Raw genomic sequence first — 15,748 nt, forward strand, 5'->3', positions numbered from 1 at the left:
CGGTCACCGGGTCAGATCGGCCAGCACCCGCGGGATCGTCAGAACGTCCTCGCGGGTGCAGTCGAACGGCCCGACCTGAACCCGGATCACCAGCCGTCCCTCGTGGCGGGTCTGGGTCAGATAGGTACGGCCGTCATCGTTGACCCGCGTGAGCAGGTCGGCGGTGGCGGCTTCGTCGTTCAGGGCGAAGGTGAACAGCGACAGGCGCGGTTCGGTCACGATCTCGATCCCCGGCAGCGCCGCGATGGCGTCGCGCGCCTCGGCCGCCCAGGAGACATGGTTCCTGATCCGAGTGCGCAGTCCCTCGAGCCCGTAGGCGCGCAGCGTGAACCATAGCTTCAGCGCCCGGAAGCGGCGCCCCAGAGGCACCGTCCATTCGTTGAAATCCGTCACCTCCGCCTGGCCGAGCGTCTGCAGGTAGTCGGGGCGCAGGCCAAGGGTACGGACCTGCGGCGCCGGGTCGGCCAGGAACTGTACCGAACAGTCGAACTGGACGCCCAGCCACTTGTGCGGGTTGAAGACAAGCGAGTCGACCGTCTCGATCCCCTCCCACAGGTCCCGGAATTCGGGGCAGATCATCGCCGAGCCAGCCCAGGCGGCATCGACATGGATATAAAGCCCGTGCGCCCGGGCCACGGCCGCGCAGGCGGCGATGGGGTCGGTCGCGCCGATGCCGGTGGCGCCGACACACAGAATGACCCCCGCCGGGACCCGCCCGGCCATGAGATCGGCCCGGATCGCGGCATCGAGCGCGGTCGGGTCCATGGCGAAATCGGCGTCGGTCGCGACCTTGACGAGATTCTCCTGCCCGATCCCGGCGATCCGAACCGCCTTGTCGACCGAGCTGTGGGTCTGGGCGCTGGCATAGATCCGCAGCCTCGGCTGCCCGGCCAGACCCTCGCTGTTGCCCGCCCAGCCCAGCGCGCGTTCGCGCATCGTCAGCACCGCCGAAAGCGTCGCGGTGGTGGCGCTGTCATGGATCGTGCCGGTGAAGCGGTCCGAAAGCCCAAGCGCCTGACGCAGCCAGCTGACCATCACCTGTTCGATCTCGGTCGCGGCGGGCGAGGTCTGCCACAGCATGCATTGCGCGGCCATGGCATTGGCCAGCTGCTCGGCCAGCATCGAGGCGGGCGAGGCGTTCGACGGGAAATAGGCGAAGAAGCGGGGATGCTGCCAGTGGGTCATCGCGCCCGGCACCAGCGCCTCGAAATCGGCGAAGATCGTCTCGACCGGTTCCGGGGCCTCGGGCGGCGCGGCGGGCAGGTTCGCGGCCGTTTCGCCGGGGGCGGTCTGGCCCCGGACCGGCCGGTCGCGGAGCCCCGCGTGATAGGCCTGCGCCCAGTCGGCGGCGCGTTTCGACCAATAGGCGAGATCGTCGTGATTCATGGCCTGTCCCCTCTGTTCGGGACCGGGATAGGCCCGGGACGGCGTGGCGGGCAAGGAGGCGGGGTGCCTCAGCGGGGGAGGGCGGGGTCAGTCGAGCGTCGCCTGCACCCGGCGCGGCAGGCTCGCGCGCACGGTGTCGTAACTTTCGCGCAGGCGGTGGGCCATTTCTTCGGGGTCTTGGCTGGCGGTTTCGAGCGCGATCCAGCCGCCGCGCGGCAGATAGGGCGCTTTCCCCGCCCGGCCGACCGAGATCAGCATTTCGGCAAAGCCCGGATCGGCACATTTCAGCGAGACCCGGCCCGAGCCCGGCGCCATCAGCGCAAAGATCTTGTCGCCGACCTTCCAGACGTCGGTTCCGGGGCCGAAGGGCTGGCTGCGCGCGGCCCCGGGCAGGCCGTCGCAAAAGGCCAGGATCTGGTCTTCGGTCATCGGGGCAGGCGTCTGGTCGGGTGTCAGGTCGGACATGGGGCGGGGTTCCGGGCGTCGGGACAGGGATCGCAGGCTTGGCAGGACCGTGCCGCGCTGATATGACAGCGCCATGACGACCGTCCGCAACCCCATTTGCTGCATTACCCGCTGACATCCCTCGGGCGGGCCGGGCGTCGTATTTCCCTCAGACAGGATATGTGCCAGAACCCGCCGCGGGACGCGCGCGAAGGATCTCTGACGCCATGACCGAAATCCGTCTTTACAACACCAGGACCCGGCAGAAGGAACGGTTCGAGCCGATCGACCCTGCGAATGTGCGCATGTATGTCTGCGGGCCCACCGTTTATGACCGCGCCCATCTGGGCAATGCCCGGCCGGTGGTGACCTTCGATGTGCTCTACCGGCTCTTGAAGTGCCTCGCGAAGGAGAAGAACTGGCAAAAAGTCACCTATGTCCGCAATTTCACCGATGTCGACGACAAGATCAACGCCGCGGCGCTGAAGCGCAAGCAGGCGGGCGATCCGCGTTCGCTGGAAGAGCTGATCCGCGAGCGCACCGAAGAGACCATCGGCTGGTACCATGCCGACATGGACGCGCTTGGGGCGCTGAGGCCCGGTCGCGAGCCCCGTGCGACCGAATTCATCGGCGCGATGATCGCGATGATCGAGGACCTGATCGCGAAGGGCCACGCCTATGCGGCCGAGGGCCATGTGCTGTTCCGGGTGCGGTCCTACAAGGACTATGGCGCGCTGTCGGGCCGGTCGGTCGATGACATGATCGCGGGCGCCCGGGTCGAGGTCGCGCCCTTCAAGGAAGACCCGATGGATTTCGTGCTGTGGAAGCCCTCGGACGGTGACCTGCCGGGCTGGGACAGCCCCTGGGGCCGCGGGCGGCCGGGCTGGCATATCGAATGCTCGGCCATGTCCTATGAGCTTTTGGGGCCGAGTTTCGACATTCATGGCGGCGGGATCGATCTGCAGTTTCCCCACCACGAGAACGAGATCGCGCAAAGCTGCTGCGCCCATCCCGAAGGCAATTTCGCGACGATCTGGATGCATAACGAGATGCTGCTGGTCGAGGGCAAGAAGATGTCGAAGAGCCTCGGCAACTTCTTCACGGTGCGGGATCTGCTGGAGCAGGGCGTGCCGGGCGAGGTGATCCGCCTCGTGTTCCTGTCGACACATTATCGTAGTCCGATGGACTGGACCGACGAAAAGGCGCGTGAAGCGAAAGAGACCCTTCGCACATGGTTTAGGTTGTCCCAACCTGAACAGCCTAATCCCTACGGCCTCCATTCCGTTGTTCCTAGCCTTGTCAACGATCTCAATACGCCTGAAGCAATCCGAGGGCTTCATATGCTGGCGACACATGGCGAAGGGGCACAATTACGAGCAGCGCTCGATTTGCTTGGTCTAACGCCGAGTTCTGATTGGTGGTGCAAAGGCAAGGAAGATAGGTCTGAAGATGGTCTGATGGTTGGTCTCGGATGGAGTGGAAATCGCTCGTCGGACGAAATCGATCTGGCTTGGAAGCTTGCCTTTCGATGGGCAGGGCTTCGGCGCGACCGAAACTATCCAGCCGCTGATGCTCTGCGAAAGGCTGCTTTACTCGGTGGGCTGGAACTACGGGCGACAAAGAACGCGGATGCGGACGCGGAAATTCTCGACAGCTTTGATCTGGCCACGCTCAATGGGGTAGAACTGGAATGAATATACGGTGGCTGTGTTCGAGCGCCAGGCCCGAGGGGAGGGCGGTGAAAGCACCCGCCCCTCGGGGACGGGTCGGGCGCTGCCCGGGCCAGAGGCCCGGGCGGGGTGATCTTCAATGCGGAACGTCCCAATGAAAGACCGCCTCTATCTTTACGACACCACCCTTCGCGACGGGCAGCAGACGCAGGGCGTCCAGTTCTCGACCGACGAGAAGATCCGCATCGCCCATGTGCTGGACGAGTTGGGGGTCGACTATATCGAGGGCGGCTGGCCCGGCGCGAACCCGACCGACAGCGCCTTCTTCGAGGCGCGGCCCGAGACCCGTGCCACCTTCACCGCCTTCGGCATGACCAAGCGGGCCGGGCGGTCGGCCGAAAACGACGAGGTGCTGGCGGGCGTTCTGAACGCGGGCACCGGGGCGGTCTGTCTGGTTGGCAAGACCCATGATTTCCACGTCACCACGGCGCTGGGGATCGGGCTGGACGAGAATATCGAGAATATCGCAAAATCCGTCGCCCATCTGGTCGCGCAGGGCCGCGAGGCGCTGTTCGATGCCGAACATTTCTTCGACGGCTTCAAGGCCAATCCCGGGTATGCGCTGGACTGCTGCCGCGCCGCGCTGGAGGCGGGGGCGCGCTGGATCGTTCTGTGCGACACCAATGGCGGCACCCTGCCGCCCGAGATCGGCCGGATAACCGCCGAGGTCATCGCGGCGGGCATTCCCGGCGACCGGCTGGGCATTCACACCCATGACGACACCGGCAATGCGGTCGCGGGCAGTCTTGCGGCCATCGACGCGGGCGCGCGGCAGGTGCAGGGCACGCTGAACGGGCTGGGCGAGCGTTGCGGCAACGCGAACCTGACGACGCTGATCCCGACGCTCTTGCTGAAAGAGCCCTATGCCAGCCGGTTCGAGACCGGGATCACGCCCGAGGCGCTGGCGGGGATCACCCGGGCCTCGCGACTGCTGGACGAAATCCTGAACCGGGTGCCGCAGAAAAGCGCGCCCTATGTCGGGTCCTCGGCTTTCGCGCACAAGGCGGGGCTCCATGCCAGCGCGATCCTGAAGGACCCCACGACCTACGAACATGTCGCGCCGCAAGCGACCGGCAATAGCCGCGTCATTCCGATGTCGAACCAGGCCGGGCAGTCGAACCTGCGCCGCCGTCTGGCCGAGGCCGGGCTTGAGGTGGCGAAGGACGACCCCCGGCTGGCCGGGATCCTCGACGAGGTGAAGGCGCGCGAGGGGCAGGGCTATTCCTACGACACCGCGCAGGCGAGCTTCGAGCTGATCGCGCGCCGGGTGCTGGACCGGCTGCCCGCCTTCTTCCGGATCAAGCGTTACCGGGTGACGGTCGAACGGCGTCGGCTCGACCCCGCCCGGGTGGTGACCCTGTCCGAGGCGGTCGTGGTTCTGGATGTCGATGGCGAACGCAAGCTGTCGGTGTCGGAAAGCCTCGATGCCGAGGGCAACGATCGCGGGCCGGTCAACGCGCTGTGGCGGGCGCTGGCCAAGGATCTGGGGCCCTATCAGGCGTTCATCGACGACATGCGGCTCGTCGATTTCAAGGTGCGCATCACCAATGGCGGCACCGAGGCCGTGACCCGGGTCATCATCGACAGCGAGGACGGGGCGGGGCGGCGCTGGTCCACCGTGGGGGTGTCGCCCAATATCGTCGATGCCTCGTTCGAGGCGCTGCTGGACGCGGTGATCTGGAAACTGGTGCGCGACGGCGCGCCCGATTACGACGCGGGCGGCCATGACGCTTGAGGCCTGCGCCGAGATCGTCCGCAAGGGCGATCCCGACCGCTTTCTGGCGGTGATGGCGGCCCCGGTCGCGGCGCGGGCGCGGCTTCTGCCGCTTTATGCCTTCAATGTCGAGGTGGCGCGCGCGCCCTGGGTGACAGAAGAGCCGCTGATCGCCGAGATGCGGCTGCAATGGTGGCTGGACGCGCTGGAGGAAATCGCGGGCGGCGGCCCCGTGCGCCGCCACGAGGTGGCGACGCCGCTGGCCGAGGTGCTGTCGCCCGAGGCCGCCCGCGATCTGGTGCCGCTGGTCGAGGCGCGGCGTTGGGACGCCTATCGCGAGCCCTTCGCCGATGGCGCCGCCCTCGAGGCGCATCTGGCGGCCACCTCCGGCCGGCTGATGGGGGCGGCCGCCCGGGCACTGGGCGCCGAAGACGGGCAGGCGGTGCTGGCCGATCTGGGCCTGGCCATGGGGCTTGCGGGCTGGTTTCTGGCGGTGCCCGCGCTTCTGGCGCGGGGACGGTGGCCCTTGCCGGATGATCGGCCGGAGGCCATTGCCGATCTGGCCCGGTCGGGGCTTGCGCGGCTGGCCGCTGCGCGTGCGACCGGGCTTCCGGCGCGTGCGGTTCCGGCGGCGCGGACGGCCTGGCGCACCGAAGGGGTCCTGAGGCGAGCCGCGGCCCGACCCGACCGCGTCTTGGGCGGCGGGCTGGACGAGGCGGAAGTCGTGCGCCGGGCGGGGCTTTTGCGGCGGGCGCTGACCGGCGGCTGGTAGTGCGGCGGGCTTGCCCGAGATGCATCATTCGACACTGGGGGGAAGTGCAGGTTTCTGTTGCCAGGTACCTGCGAACCCCGCCTTACGTTGCTAGACGCAAGGGCTTAAGATTTGGTTTTGCGGACTGCTTACGCAGCCAGCGCCACCGGAGCACGGTTGTCATTGGCAACTATCATGCTTGCACCGATAACGGTGGTAGCTCACCGGGCAAAAGCTAACCCCTTTAGACGTCCGTCGATCCTGTTTCGGCCCCAGGATCCCGCCAATGTGGGATATTTGGTGGAGCCGCCGGGTACCGCCCCCGGGTCCGATCCGCTTATTACGGGCGCGTTTATTGCCATAGTCCCTTGCGGGACGGTCCAAAGATAGGCCGGGGAGGCGCGCGCTTCAAGGGGGTCAGCGCGCGGGAAGGGCCGCACAATGGGCGCCGCCCGCCGCCTGACCCGAGCCGAGCGCGAAAAGCGCCGGGGCAAGATAGGGATCAAGCGGGGCGGACCGCACGAGGTCGATGGCGAGAAACCCCGCCACTGCGACCAGAAGGGTCAGAACGACCGGACGCCGGGTCATCTGCGCGCCTCGAGCCCCAGAAGGGGGCGAAGCTGGATGCCGTACCAGGACCCGGTGAAGGCGGCCGCGAACCAGGCCCAGCCATGCAGGCTGCCGGTCGAGATCCCCGAGAAGAAGGCGCCGATATTGCAGCCGAAGGCAAGCCGCGAGGAATAGCCCAAGAGGAACCCTGCGATCACCACCGCGACCCAGGCCCGCGCCGGGTGATCGGCGATCCGCCCGGTCAGCCCGTCGCGCCAGAACGCGGCCAGAGCAGCCCCCGCGATCAGCCCCAGATCGGTCAGCGAGGTGACGTCGGTCAGCACGCTTTCGCGCAGCCGCTCGACATTGCCGGGGGCCGACCAGAAGGCCGAGCCCGACAGATCGGCGCCGAGCGCCGTCGCGCCCTTCGCGACCCACAGCCCCAGACCGTAGACCACGCCCCAGGGCTGGCCCGCGACCGCCAGATGCAGGATCGCCAGCCCGGCCAGCAGCACCGCCGCCAGCCAGTAGCGGGCCGGGATCGCGCGCTTGCCCTGATCGGCCAGCGCCATCGCAAGCCCCGCGACCGAGGCCAGCAGCACCAGCGTCAGCGCCAGCCCCTCGGTGCCGGTCAGCGCGGCGACCGGCAGCGCGCCAAGCTCGGTCCACCAGACCAGGTGATAGGCGCCGAAGAAGCTGCCGAGGCAGAAGAAGGGCAGGGCGACCGCGCTGACAAGATTGCCCGATCCGGCATTCACCAGTGTGCCCGATCCGCAGCCCAGCACGATCTGCATGCAGGCGCCGAAGACGAAGGCGCCGCCGACCATCGCAAAGCCGACAGGGGCATGGGCTCCCACAAGCTCGCCCGGATGGCTGGCCAGCATCGGGAAGGCCGCGGTCGCGACCAGCGCCAGGCAGACCATCTGCGCCACCAGCCCCGAGGCGTCGCGCTGCAGGATCATCCGCCGCCAGGGGCCGGTAAAGCCGAAGCGCAGCCCCTCGAGTACCAGCCCGAAGCCGAGCCCGATCATCAGCAGCGCGCCCGAGCGCGGCCCGGCCATCGCGGCCACGGTCAGAACCGCCAGTGCGCACAGGCCGAGACCGGCGGTTCGGGGAAGGATACGGGAAGACGCGGTCATCGTCTGGCTGCTGTCGGTCATGGGGTCAATAGCGTCCGGTCACGCGGTTCCACAGATTGCGAAGCGGGCCGGGCAGGTTCGCGGTCTCATGCCCCGACCGGGTCCAGCCGACCATCGACTCGGGGTAAAGCCTGACCCCCTCGATCCCGGCCAGTTCGCTGAGCGCGAACCAGTTCGTCGCGGCCCAGTGCCCGGTATTGCAGAACGAGACCAGCCGGTCGCCCGGGGCAAAGCCGTTGGCGGTGGCGAGCTCCGGGACCAGATCGGGCTTGATCAGCGCGGGCGCGTCGCTGCCGAACCAGCCCGAATGGGTGAAATAGCGCGATTGCGGCAGGGTGCCGGGCCGGGCCGCCGCCGGATGCTTGGCATTGCCCGCCCAGAAGGATTGGGGCCGCGCATCGATCAGGTCGCCGGGCGCGTCGCCCGCGACGATGGCCTCAACATCCTCGGTGGTGGCCAGCCACTCATGGCTGAAGCTGACCTCGATATCGCTGGGCGCGGGGGCAAGCGCCGGGCCGGTCTCGACCGCCAGGTCGGCAGCGCTCCAGGCGGTCATGCCGCCATTCAGGATCGCAAGCGGGCTGACCCCGCTCGATTTCAGCGTCCAGTAGACCCGCGCGGCCGCGCCGAAATCGGACGGGTCGCTGCCCTGATGCACGACCACGGTGGGCCGGTCCCGGGTCACGCCGAGGCTGCGCAGCACCTCGGTCAGCCGGTCTTCGGGGATCAGTGCGCCGGGATTGTCGGCCGGGCCGCGGAACAGCCCGTAGGGCGCCGAGACCGCGCCGGGGATATGGCCGGCCTCGAAGACCGGGGCGGCGCCATCGGGGCCGCTGCGGATATCGAGTACAAGCGGCGCGACCGTGGCCTGCGCCTCGACCAGACCTGGAGGGTCGATCAGCGGCCCGAAACCCGGCGCGGCAAGGGCTGCGGGACCGGCAAGAAGGGCAAGGACGAAGGCGGCGCTCGGGGCAAATCTGGTCATCTCGTCACCTCATGAATTGCGCCCCAAAGCTGTGGCGGCCCGACGCGCGACGCAAGGCCGCAAGGTCTTGTTAACACTAATCCGATTCGTTTTGAAGGTCGCCTGTTCGTTGTGCGTCTGCCGCGGAAACACGCGTGTTTCGCGACACGCGGCGATCCGGAACGTCAAGCCGCCCTGATCCGCAAAAAAAGAACTGGGTCGGCGGACCTCAGGACAACGCTGCTCACCGGCCATGCCCGGGGTGCAGGGCCTGCGCGTCAACGGAAAGGGCGGCGCCCCGGCAGGAGCGCCGCCCCGGTTTTCGCTTCCGCCTCGGCGGCGTCGGGCCCTAGAAGCCCGCCTTGATCTTCTCGAAGGCCGCCGACTGCTTTTCGCGCAGCTCGCCCGGCATCGGCAGTTGCGCCAGCACCGGCACGTCGATCGGGCCGAGCCCGACGGCGGTCAGCGCCTCATCGCCGATCTCGGCCATTGCCTTGTCGTTCGACTGGCCATAGCCCGCATCCAGAAGCGCCTGGGTCGCGGCGGGGTCGAGCATGGCGTTCAGGAAGTCATAGGCTTTCTCTTCCGAACCGGGGCCGTCCTTCAGATCGACATAGCCGCACAGCCAGAGCGACGAGCCCTCCTTGGCCTCGCGTTGGAAGCCGATGGGGAAGTCCTGTTCGGCCATCGTGGGCAGGGTCTCGTTCCAGGCCCAGGACACCAGCACCTCGCCCGAGGCCAGAAGCTGCGCCAGCTCGGCCGGGTCGGTCCAGTAGGTGCGCAGGTTCGGATGCACCTCGCGCAGCCATTCGACGGCCGCGTCGAACTGGGAATCCGTCGCATGGGTCCAGTTGGTGGTGCCGGTCGCCAGATAGGCCAGCGCGAAGGTGTCGTCGACATTGTCGGGCAGGGTCACGCGGCCTTCGTATTTCGGGTCCTTGAAGACCTGGAGCGAGGCCACGTCCTCGGCTGGCACCTCTTCGGTGTTATAGGCGATCCCGGTCGAGCCGAAATCGGTCGGCACGAAATAAACATCGGCACCGGTATCGGCCACGTCGGTGCCCTTGAGGTTGGCGTTCAGATCGCCCCAGGCCGGGATTTTCGAGGTGTCCCAGGGTTCGAGAATGCCGGATTCGACCCATTTCGTGACCGAGCCCGCGCAGACATGGCTGACATCGGTCCGGAAGCCAGAGCGCAGCTTCTGGAACGCTTCTTCCTCGTCGCCGAAGAAGGTGAAGGTCGGGTTGTCCCCGTACTTGTCCTTGTACTTGGTGTGGAAGGCCGCGTTCTCGAAGCCGGGATAGTCGAACACGAGCAGATCGGCGTCGGTGGCCCAGGCGGCCGACCCGGCAATCAGGGCCGCGGTGCTGGCGAGAATCAGGCGAACGGTCATGGAGGTCCCTCGCGTTGGGAGTGGGTGCAAGGTCACGCTAGCGGTGCGCCGGGCTCCGCTCAAGACCATTGGCGGGACTCGCCTCCGCGTCGCGGGTCTGCCAAAAGGGGGCCAGGCAAGAGGACGGGGACCGATGGGACAGGCAATGGTCACGGCGGGCTGGTGCCGGCTGATGGCGCGATACAATCGCTGGCAGAACCGCGCGATGATGGAAGAGGTGGCCGGGATGGACGAGGCCGCCCGCAAGGCCGGGCGCGGTGCCTTCTGGGGGTCGATCCAGGGCACGATGGCGCATCTTCTCTGGGCCGATCACATCTGGATGTCGCGGCTCGACGGCTGGGAGGCGCCCCATGTGGGGCTGTCCGACAGCGCCCATTTTGTTGCCGACTGGTCGGAATATCGCTCCAAGCGGCAGATCACCGATGCCCGCATCAGCCGCTGGGCGCAGGGCCTGACCGAGGCCGGTCTTGCGGGCGATCTGGCCTGGTATTCGGGGGCCGCGGGGCGCGAGATGGTGGTGCCGCGCGCGGTCTGCGTCGTTCACATGTTCAACCACCAGACCCATCACCGCGGCCAGATCCACGCGATGCTGACCGCCGCCGGGGTGTTGACCGCGCCGACCGATCTGTTTCTGATGCCGGACCTGATCGGGTAGGGACGCCCGGGGACGGAAAGAGGGAAAGCAGTCATGTTCAGAGCGCTGGTCGTCGAGAAGGATGCGGAGGGCAAGACCCGTGCCGCGGTGCAGGATCTGTCGGAGGACCGGCTGCCCGAGGGCGATGTCACGGTCGCGGTCGAATTTTCGACGCTGAACTACAAGGACGGGCTCTGTCTGGGATCGGGCGGTGGGCTGGTGCGCAGCTGGCCGCATGTGCCGGGCATCGATTTCGCGGGCGTGGTCCAGCAAAGCGCCGATCCGCGCTACAAGCCCGGCGACCGGGTGGTGCTGACCGGCTGGCGCGTGGGCGAGGTGCATTGGGGCGGCTATGCCCAGCGGGCGCGGGTGAAGGCCGACTGGCTGGTGCCGCTGCCCGACGGGCTGTCGACCCGGACGGCGATGGCGGTCGGCACGGCGGGCATGGCCGCGATGCTGGCGGTGATCGCGCTGGAGGACCAGGGGCTGAAGCCCGGCGATGGCCCGGTTCTGGTCACCGGCGCCTCGGGGGGCGTGGGCTCGGTGGCGACGGCGGTGCTGGCGCATCTGGGCCATGAGGTGGCGGCGGTCACCGGCCGCCCCGGGTCCGAGGACTATCTGCGCGATCTCGGGGCCAGCCGGATCGTGCCGCGCGAGGACCTGTCCGAGGTGACGCGGAAGCCCTTGGAAAGCGAGATCTGGGCGGGCTGCGTCGATCCGGTGGCGGGCGCGATGCTGGGCCGGGTGCTGAAGCAGATGAGATACGGCGCCTCGGTGGCGGCTGTGGGCCTTGCGGGCGGCGCGGCCATCGAGGGCGCGCTGATTACGCCCTTCATCCTGCGCGGCGTCAACCTCCTGGGCATCGACAGCGTGATGCAGCCCTACGAGGCCAGGCTGCGTGCCTGGCAGCGGATCGCGTCGGACCTGCCGATGGACCGGCTGAAGGGCATGATCCGCAGCGCGACGCTGGAGGATCTGCCCGGGCTCGGGGCCGACATCCTGAAGGGGCAGGTGCAGGGGCGCGTCGTGGTCGACGTCAACGCCTGAGCCGGAGCGGAGGTGAACTGGCCTGAGCCGGAATGGCGCCGGGCAGGCTCTGGCCGCAAGCAGCGGAGATGGGCGCGCGGGGGCAAACACCGCGCCCTTTGCTTTGAGAGGTGAAGCGCCGACGGCGCTGTCACCTGTCCGGGATGACGACGCAAAAATCCTTTCAAGGCATTGAAATTAAATGAATAAAGCGGGTCCGGATTTGAGGGTGGCAGAAGCTGCCCGCGGGCGCCTTCATCCCCGCGCTTGGTCTTTCGAAGAAAACGTCCTAAGGTTCGATGCGAGAAAGCGCCGCCTTTCCAAGGGCGTTCCCGGCGCGGCCGGTCCTGGCACGACAGATGTCCCAGCCCATCCGGGGCAGGTCCTGCGTCCGGGCCGCTCCGTAGGGAGATATGACGAACTGCAAGGAGGGCACGATGTTCAAGCAGATCCTGGTGCCGGTCGATCTTGCCCATGCCGGCCGGCTGACGCGCGCCTGTGAGGTGGCCGGAGATCTGGCGCGGCATTACGGCATCGGCGTGACCTATGTCGCCGTGGCCGCGCCGCAGCCGGGCGAGGTCGCGCAATCGCCCGAGGCGTATCGCGAAAAGCTCGATGCCTTTGCCGCGGCCGAGGCCGAGCGGCACGGTCACCGGGTCTCCTCGCGGCTGATGGTCAGCCCGGACCCGGCGGCCGAACTCGACGAGGCGCTGGTTCGGGCGCTCGAGGAGTCGGGCGCCGATCTGGTGGTGATGGCGAGCCATGTGCCCGGATGGGTCGAGCATGTCTTCCCGTCGCACGGGGGCAGGCTGGCAAGCCATGCCAAGGCCTCGGTCCTGCTGGTGCGCCCCTAGCGCCCAATAGGGCCGGGCCCCGGTCTGGCGGCCCCGAACGAGAAACCGAAGAAGACACCGGTCGCGACCGACGGCGACCGCCACAGACATGAAGGGGAAAACATGACCGATCAGACGTCCCAGGACCTGACCGATCAGGGAATTCCGGCGCCCGAGGGCGAGGTCGACCTGATCGAGACCGATTACGAAATCGGTCAGGACAATATCGAAGGCAGCCTGGGTCCGTTCGGCTTTGACATTCACAACCCGGTCTTTCTGGTGTCCGGCCTCTCGATCGTGGCCTTCGTGTTCTACGCGTTGGCCTTGCCGGGCCAGGCCGAGGCGGTCTTCGGCTGGCTGAGGCCGTTCCTGACCTCGACCTTCGACTGGCTCTTCCTCAGCGCGGGCAACATCTTCGTGCTGTTCTGTCTGGCGCTGATCGTGCTGCCGGTCGGCCGGGTCCGGCTGGGCGGTGCCGAGGCGACGCCCGATTACAGCTATTCGGGCTGGTTCGCGATGCTGTTCGCCGCGGGCATGGGCATCGGGCTGATGTTCTTCGGGGTGCTCGAACCAGTCTATCACATGGCGATTTCCCAGCCGCTGGGCACTCCCTCGCCCTTTGCCGAGGATGGCAGCCTGATCCCCGGCAATGTCGATGCCGCGCGCGAGATGGGCCTGGCGGCGACGATCTATCACTGGGGGCTGCACCCCTGGGCGATCTACGCGGTGGTCGCGCTGGCGCTGGCGCTGTTCACCTATAACAAAGGGCTGCCGCTGACGATCCGGTCGGCCTTCTACCCGATCTTCGGCGAACGGATCTGGGGCTGGACCGGCCATGTCATCGACATCATCGCGGTCTTTGCCACGCTTTTCGGGCTGGCGACCTCGCTGGGCTTCGGCGCGCAGCAGGCCAATGCCGGGCTCAGCCATGTCTTCGGCGTGCCCGAGGATCTGACGGTGCAGATCCTCCTGATCACCGGGATCACGGCGATCGCGCTGATCTCGGTGCTGCGCGGGCTCGATGGCGGGGTGAAGGTGCTGTCGGAAATCAACATGGTGGTGGCCGCTCTGTTGCTGATCTTCGTGCTGGTGGCCGGGCCGACCGGCACCATCCTTGCCGATTTCGGCGAGGGCATGCTGGCCTATGTCAAGGATCTGCCGGCGCTCTCGAACCCGTTCGGGCGCGAGGATACCGATTACATGCAGGGCTGGACGGCGTTCTACTGGGCCTGGTGGATTTCCTGGTCGCCCTTCGTCGGCATGTTCATCGCCCGGGTCAGCCGCGGCCGCACCGTGCGCGAATTCGTGGTCTGCGTGCTGCTGATCCCCAGCCTCGTCTGCGTGCTGTGGATGGCAGTCTTCGGCGGCGCGGCCATCGACCAGGTGCTGTCCGACCCGGTGAACAGCGCGGTCAAGGCGCAGGTGATCGACAGCTACAACCCGCCGATGTCGCTGTTCGCGATGCTCGAGGCGCTGCCCTGGGCCTCGGTCACCTCGGTGATCGGCATCGTGCTGGTGATCGTCTTCTTCGTCACCTCGTCGGATTCGGGTTCGCTGGTCATCGACACCATCACCGCAGGCGGCAAGATCGACGCGCCGCTGCCCCAGCGGGTGTTCTGGTGCACCTTCGAGGGCGCGGTGGCCATCGTGCTGCTGGTCGGCGGCGGGCTGTCGGCGCTGCAGGCGATGGTGATCTCGACCGGGCTTCCGTTCACGCTGGTGCTGCTGATGATGTGCTTTGCCATCTTCCGAGGTCTGCAGGCCGAGGCCCATTAGGGTGATTCGGGCGGGGGCTAGGGTGTAGTCTCCGGATTTCAAGGCGTTGCGTGGCCGCACTTGGCCGATTAGACAGGTTGGAATGGCCACGCAGCGTCCGGGTGGGGAATGGTTGCGCTTGATACCGAATTTGTTCGCAACCAGTTTCCGGCCTTCCGGTACAAGGAGTTGCGCGACAAGGTGTTCTGCGAGAATGCCGGCGGATCCTATGCCTGTCGCTATGTGATCTGGCGCCTGCACCGCTTTTACCAGGAGCGCAAGGTTCAGCCCTACGGCGCCTTCCCTGCATCGCGCCGGGCGGGCGAGGAGATGGACGAGGCCCGCACCCGGCTGGCCGCACATCTGGGCGTCGGCCGGGACGAGTTGCATTTCGGTCCTTCGACCAGCGCCAATACCTATGTACTGGCCCAGGCCTTCGGCGCCTGGATCGAGCCGGGCCAGGCCATCGTCGTCACCGATCAGGATCACGAGGCCAATTCGGGCGTCTGGCGGCGGCTTGCGGCGCGCGGCATCGAGCTGCGGGAGTGGAAGGTCGATCCCGAGACCGGGCATCTCGACCCCGACGCGCTTGAGCCTTTGCTGGACGAGACGGTGCGGCTGGTCTGCTTCCCGCATGCCTCCAACATTCTGGGCGAGGTCAACGACGTGGCCCGCATCACCGCGATGGTGCGGCGGGCGGGCGCCTTCACCTGCGTCGACGGGGTCAGCTTCGCCCCGCACGGGCTGCCCGACATCCCGGCGCTGGGCGCCGACATCTACCTTTTCTCGACCTACAAGACCTACGGGCCGCATCAGGGCGTGATGCTGATCCGCCGCGAGCTGGCCTATCAGCTGCCCAATCAGGGCCATTGGTTCAATGCCGAGGACGTGTTGCGCCGGTTCGATCCGGCCGGTCCCGATCATGCCCAGGTGGCGGCGGTGGCCGGGATCTCGGATTATATCGACGCGCTTTACGACCACCATGTCCGGGGCGGGCGCGATGCGCATGCCCGGGCGGGGATTGTCGCGGGCATGATCCGGATGCAGGAAACCGCCGTGCTCGAGCCCTTGCTGGACTATCTCTCGACCCGCCCCGAGTGGCGCGTGCTGGGGCCCGTGCAGGCGGGGCCTGCGCGGTTGCCGACCGTGTCGATCGCGCTCGACCGGCCGGGGGCCGAGGCGGCCGAGCGGTTGGCCGGGCGGGGCATTCTGGCGGGCGGCGGCGATTTCTACGCGCGCCGGGTGCTGGAGGCGATGGGGATCGACCCGGCGCGGGGGGTGCTGCGGTTGAGCCTGCTGCACTACACCCTGCCCGAGGAGGTTGACCGCCTGATCGAAGCGCTAGATTCGGAACTCTAGGGCCCGTGCGAGGGCAGGGGCCTCTTCATGGGGCTATCGGCCCGCGCTGCTGCGCGGGGTCCGATCAGGAA

The 15,748-nt window shown here is 67.6% G+C and carries 14 protein-coding genes and 1 other RNA gene; 8 read left to right on the forward strand and 7 right to left on the reverse strand.

Going from position 1 to position 15,748, the window contains the following annotated elements; translation table 11 throughout:
• Window positions 1-3: 3 nt before the first annotated feature.
• Both C8N38_RS06320 and C8N38_RS06325 read right to left on the reverse strand, forming a co-directional pair.
• Window positions 4-1,386, reverse strand: a complete 1,383-nt coding sequence (locus tag C8N38_RS06320) for a pyridoxal phosphate-dependent decarboxylase family protein (RefSeq protein ID WP_108024996.1) — start codon at window positions 1,384-1,386, stop codon at window positions 4-6.
• 87 nt (window positions 1,387-1,473) lie between these two features.
• The gene (locus C8N38_RS06325; RefSeq protein WP_158272313.1) at window positions 1,474-1,851 is read right to left on the reverse strand and encodes an MmcQ/YjbR family DNA-binding protein; all 378 of its coding nucleotides are present in this window, start codon (window positions 1,849-1,851) and stop codon (window positions 1,474-1,476) included.
• Window positions 1,852-2,057: 206 nt separating this feature from the next.
• Here C8N38_RS06325 and cysS point away from each other — a divergent pair, with 206 nt between their 5' ends.
• The 3 genes from cysS to C8N38_RS06340 all read left to right on the forward strand — a co-directional run bounded on the left by cysS (window position 2,058) and on the right by C8N38_RS06340 (window position 6,046).
• On the forward strand, window positions 2,058-3,524 hold the full coding sequence (gene cysS / locus C8N38_RS06330) for a cysteine--tRNA ligase (protein ID WP_108025000.1): 1,467 nt from the start codon (window positions 2,058-2,060) through the stop codon (window positions 3,522-3,524).
• Window positions 3,525-3,654: 130 nt separating this feature from the next.
• On the forward strand, window positions 3,655-5,295 hold the full coding sequence (cimA, locus tag C8N38_RS06335; protein WP_108025002.1) for a citramalate synthase: 1,641 nt from the start codon (window positions 3,655-3,657) through the stop codon (window positions 5,293-5,295).
• Window positions 5,285-6,046 carry a squalene/phytoene synthase family protein gene (locus C8N38_RS06340; RefSeq protein ID WP_108025004.1) on the forward strand — a complete coding sequence of 254 codons (762 nt, stop codon included), beginning with the start codon at window positions 5,285-5,287 and terminating at the stop codon, window positions 6,044-6,046. The genes cimA and C8N38_RS06340 overlap by 11 nt, the downstream gene beginning before the upstream one ends.
• 43 nt (window positions 6,047-6,089) lie before the next feature.
• On the opposite strand, the gene ssrA is transcribed toward C8N38_RS06340, so the two are convergent.
• The 5 genes from ssrA to C8N38_RS06360 all read right to left on the reverse strand — a co-directional run bounded on the left by ssrA (window position 6,090) and on the right by C8N38_RS06360 (window position 10,070).
• Window positions 6,090-6,441, reverse strand: a transfer-messenger RNA (tmRNA) gene (gene ssrA, locus C8N38_RS06345).
• Window position 6,442: 1 nt separating this feature from the next.
• A complete protein-coding gene (locus C8N38_RS21505) occupies window positions 6,443-6,613 on the reverse strand; it encodes a hypothetical protein (RefSeq protein ID WP_170120304.1) in 171 nt (56 codons plus the stop codon).
• Window positions 6,610-7,734, reverse strand: a complete 1,125-nt coding sequence (locus C8N38_RS06350; RefSeq protein ID WP_108025006.1) for a YeeE/YedE thiosulfate transporter family protein — start codon at window positions 7,732-7,734, stop codon at window positions 6,610-6,612. Before C8N38_RS06350 ends, C8N38_RS21505 begins: the two co-directional genes overlap by 4 nt.
• 4 nt (window positions 7,735-7,738) lie before the next feature.
• Complete coding sequence (locus C8N38_RS06355; protein ID WP_108025008.1) at window positions 7,739-8,698, reverse strand: sulfurtransferase; 960 nt, start codon at window positions 8,696-8,698, stop codon at window positions 7,739-7,741.
• A gap of 328 nt (window positions 8,699-9,026) precedes the next feature.
• Complete coding sequence (locus C8N38_RS06360) at window positions 9,027-10,070, reverse strand: ABC transporter substrate-binding protein (RefSeq protein ID WP_108025010.1); 1,044 nt, start codon at window positions 10,068-10,070, stop codon at window positions 9,027-9,029.
• Window positions 10,071-10,203: 133 nt separating this feature from the next.
• On the opposite strand from C8N38_RS06360, the gene C8N38_RS06365 reads away from it, so the two are divergent.
• From C8N38_RS06365 to C8N38_RS06385, 5 genes are all read left to right on the forward strand, one after another.
• A complete protein-coding gene (locus tag C8N38_RS06365; protein WP_245895536.1) occupies window positions 10,204-10,725 on the forward strand; it encodes a DinB family protein in 522 nt (173 codons plus the stop codon).
• Between the two features lie 33 nt (window positions 10,726-10,758).
• The gene (locus tag C8N38_RS06370) at window positions 10,759-11,751 is read left to right on the forward strand and encodes an MDR family oxidoreductase (RefSeq protein ID WP_108025014.1); all 993 of its coding nucleotides are present in this window, start codon (window positions 10,759-10,761) and stop codon (window positions 11,749-11,751) included.
• Window positions 11,752-12,167: 416 nt separating this feature from the next.
• Complete coding sequence (locus C8N38_RS06375; RefSeq protein ID WP_108025016.1) at window positions 12,168-12,584, forward strand: universal stress protein; 417 nt, start codon at window positions 12,168-12,170, stop codon at window positions 12,582-12,584.
• A gap of 102 nt (window positions 12,585-12,686) precedes the next feature.
• Window positions 12,687-14,339: a BCCT family transporter gene (locus tag C8N38_RS06380; protein WP_108025018.1), complete on the forward strand. Its 1,653-nt coding sequence runs from the start codon at window positions 12,687-12,689 to the stop codon at window positions 14,337-14,339.
• Between the two features lie 108 nt (window positions 14,340-14,447).
• The gene (locus C8N38_RS06385) at window positions 14,448-15,677 is read left to right on the forward strand and encodes an aminotransferase class V-fold PLP-dependent enzyme (RefSeq protein WP_108025020.1); all 1,230 of its coding nucleotides are present in this window, start codon (window positions 14,448-14,450) and stop codon (window positions 15,675-15,677) included.
• The last annotated feature ends 71 nt before the right edge of the window (window positions 15,678-15,748 follow it).

Origin of the sequence: Rhodovulum kholense (genome assembly GCF_003053725.1) — a bacterium.
GTDB lineage: Bacteria > Pseudomonadota > Alphaproteobacteria > Rhodobacterales > Rhodobacteraceae > Rhodovulum > Rhodovulum kholense.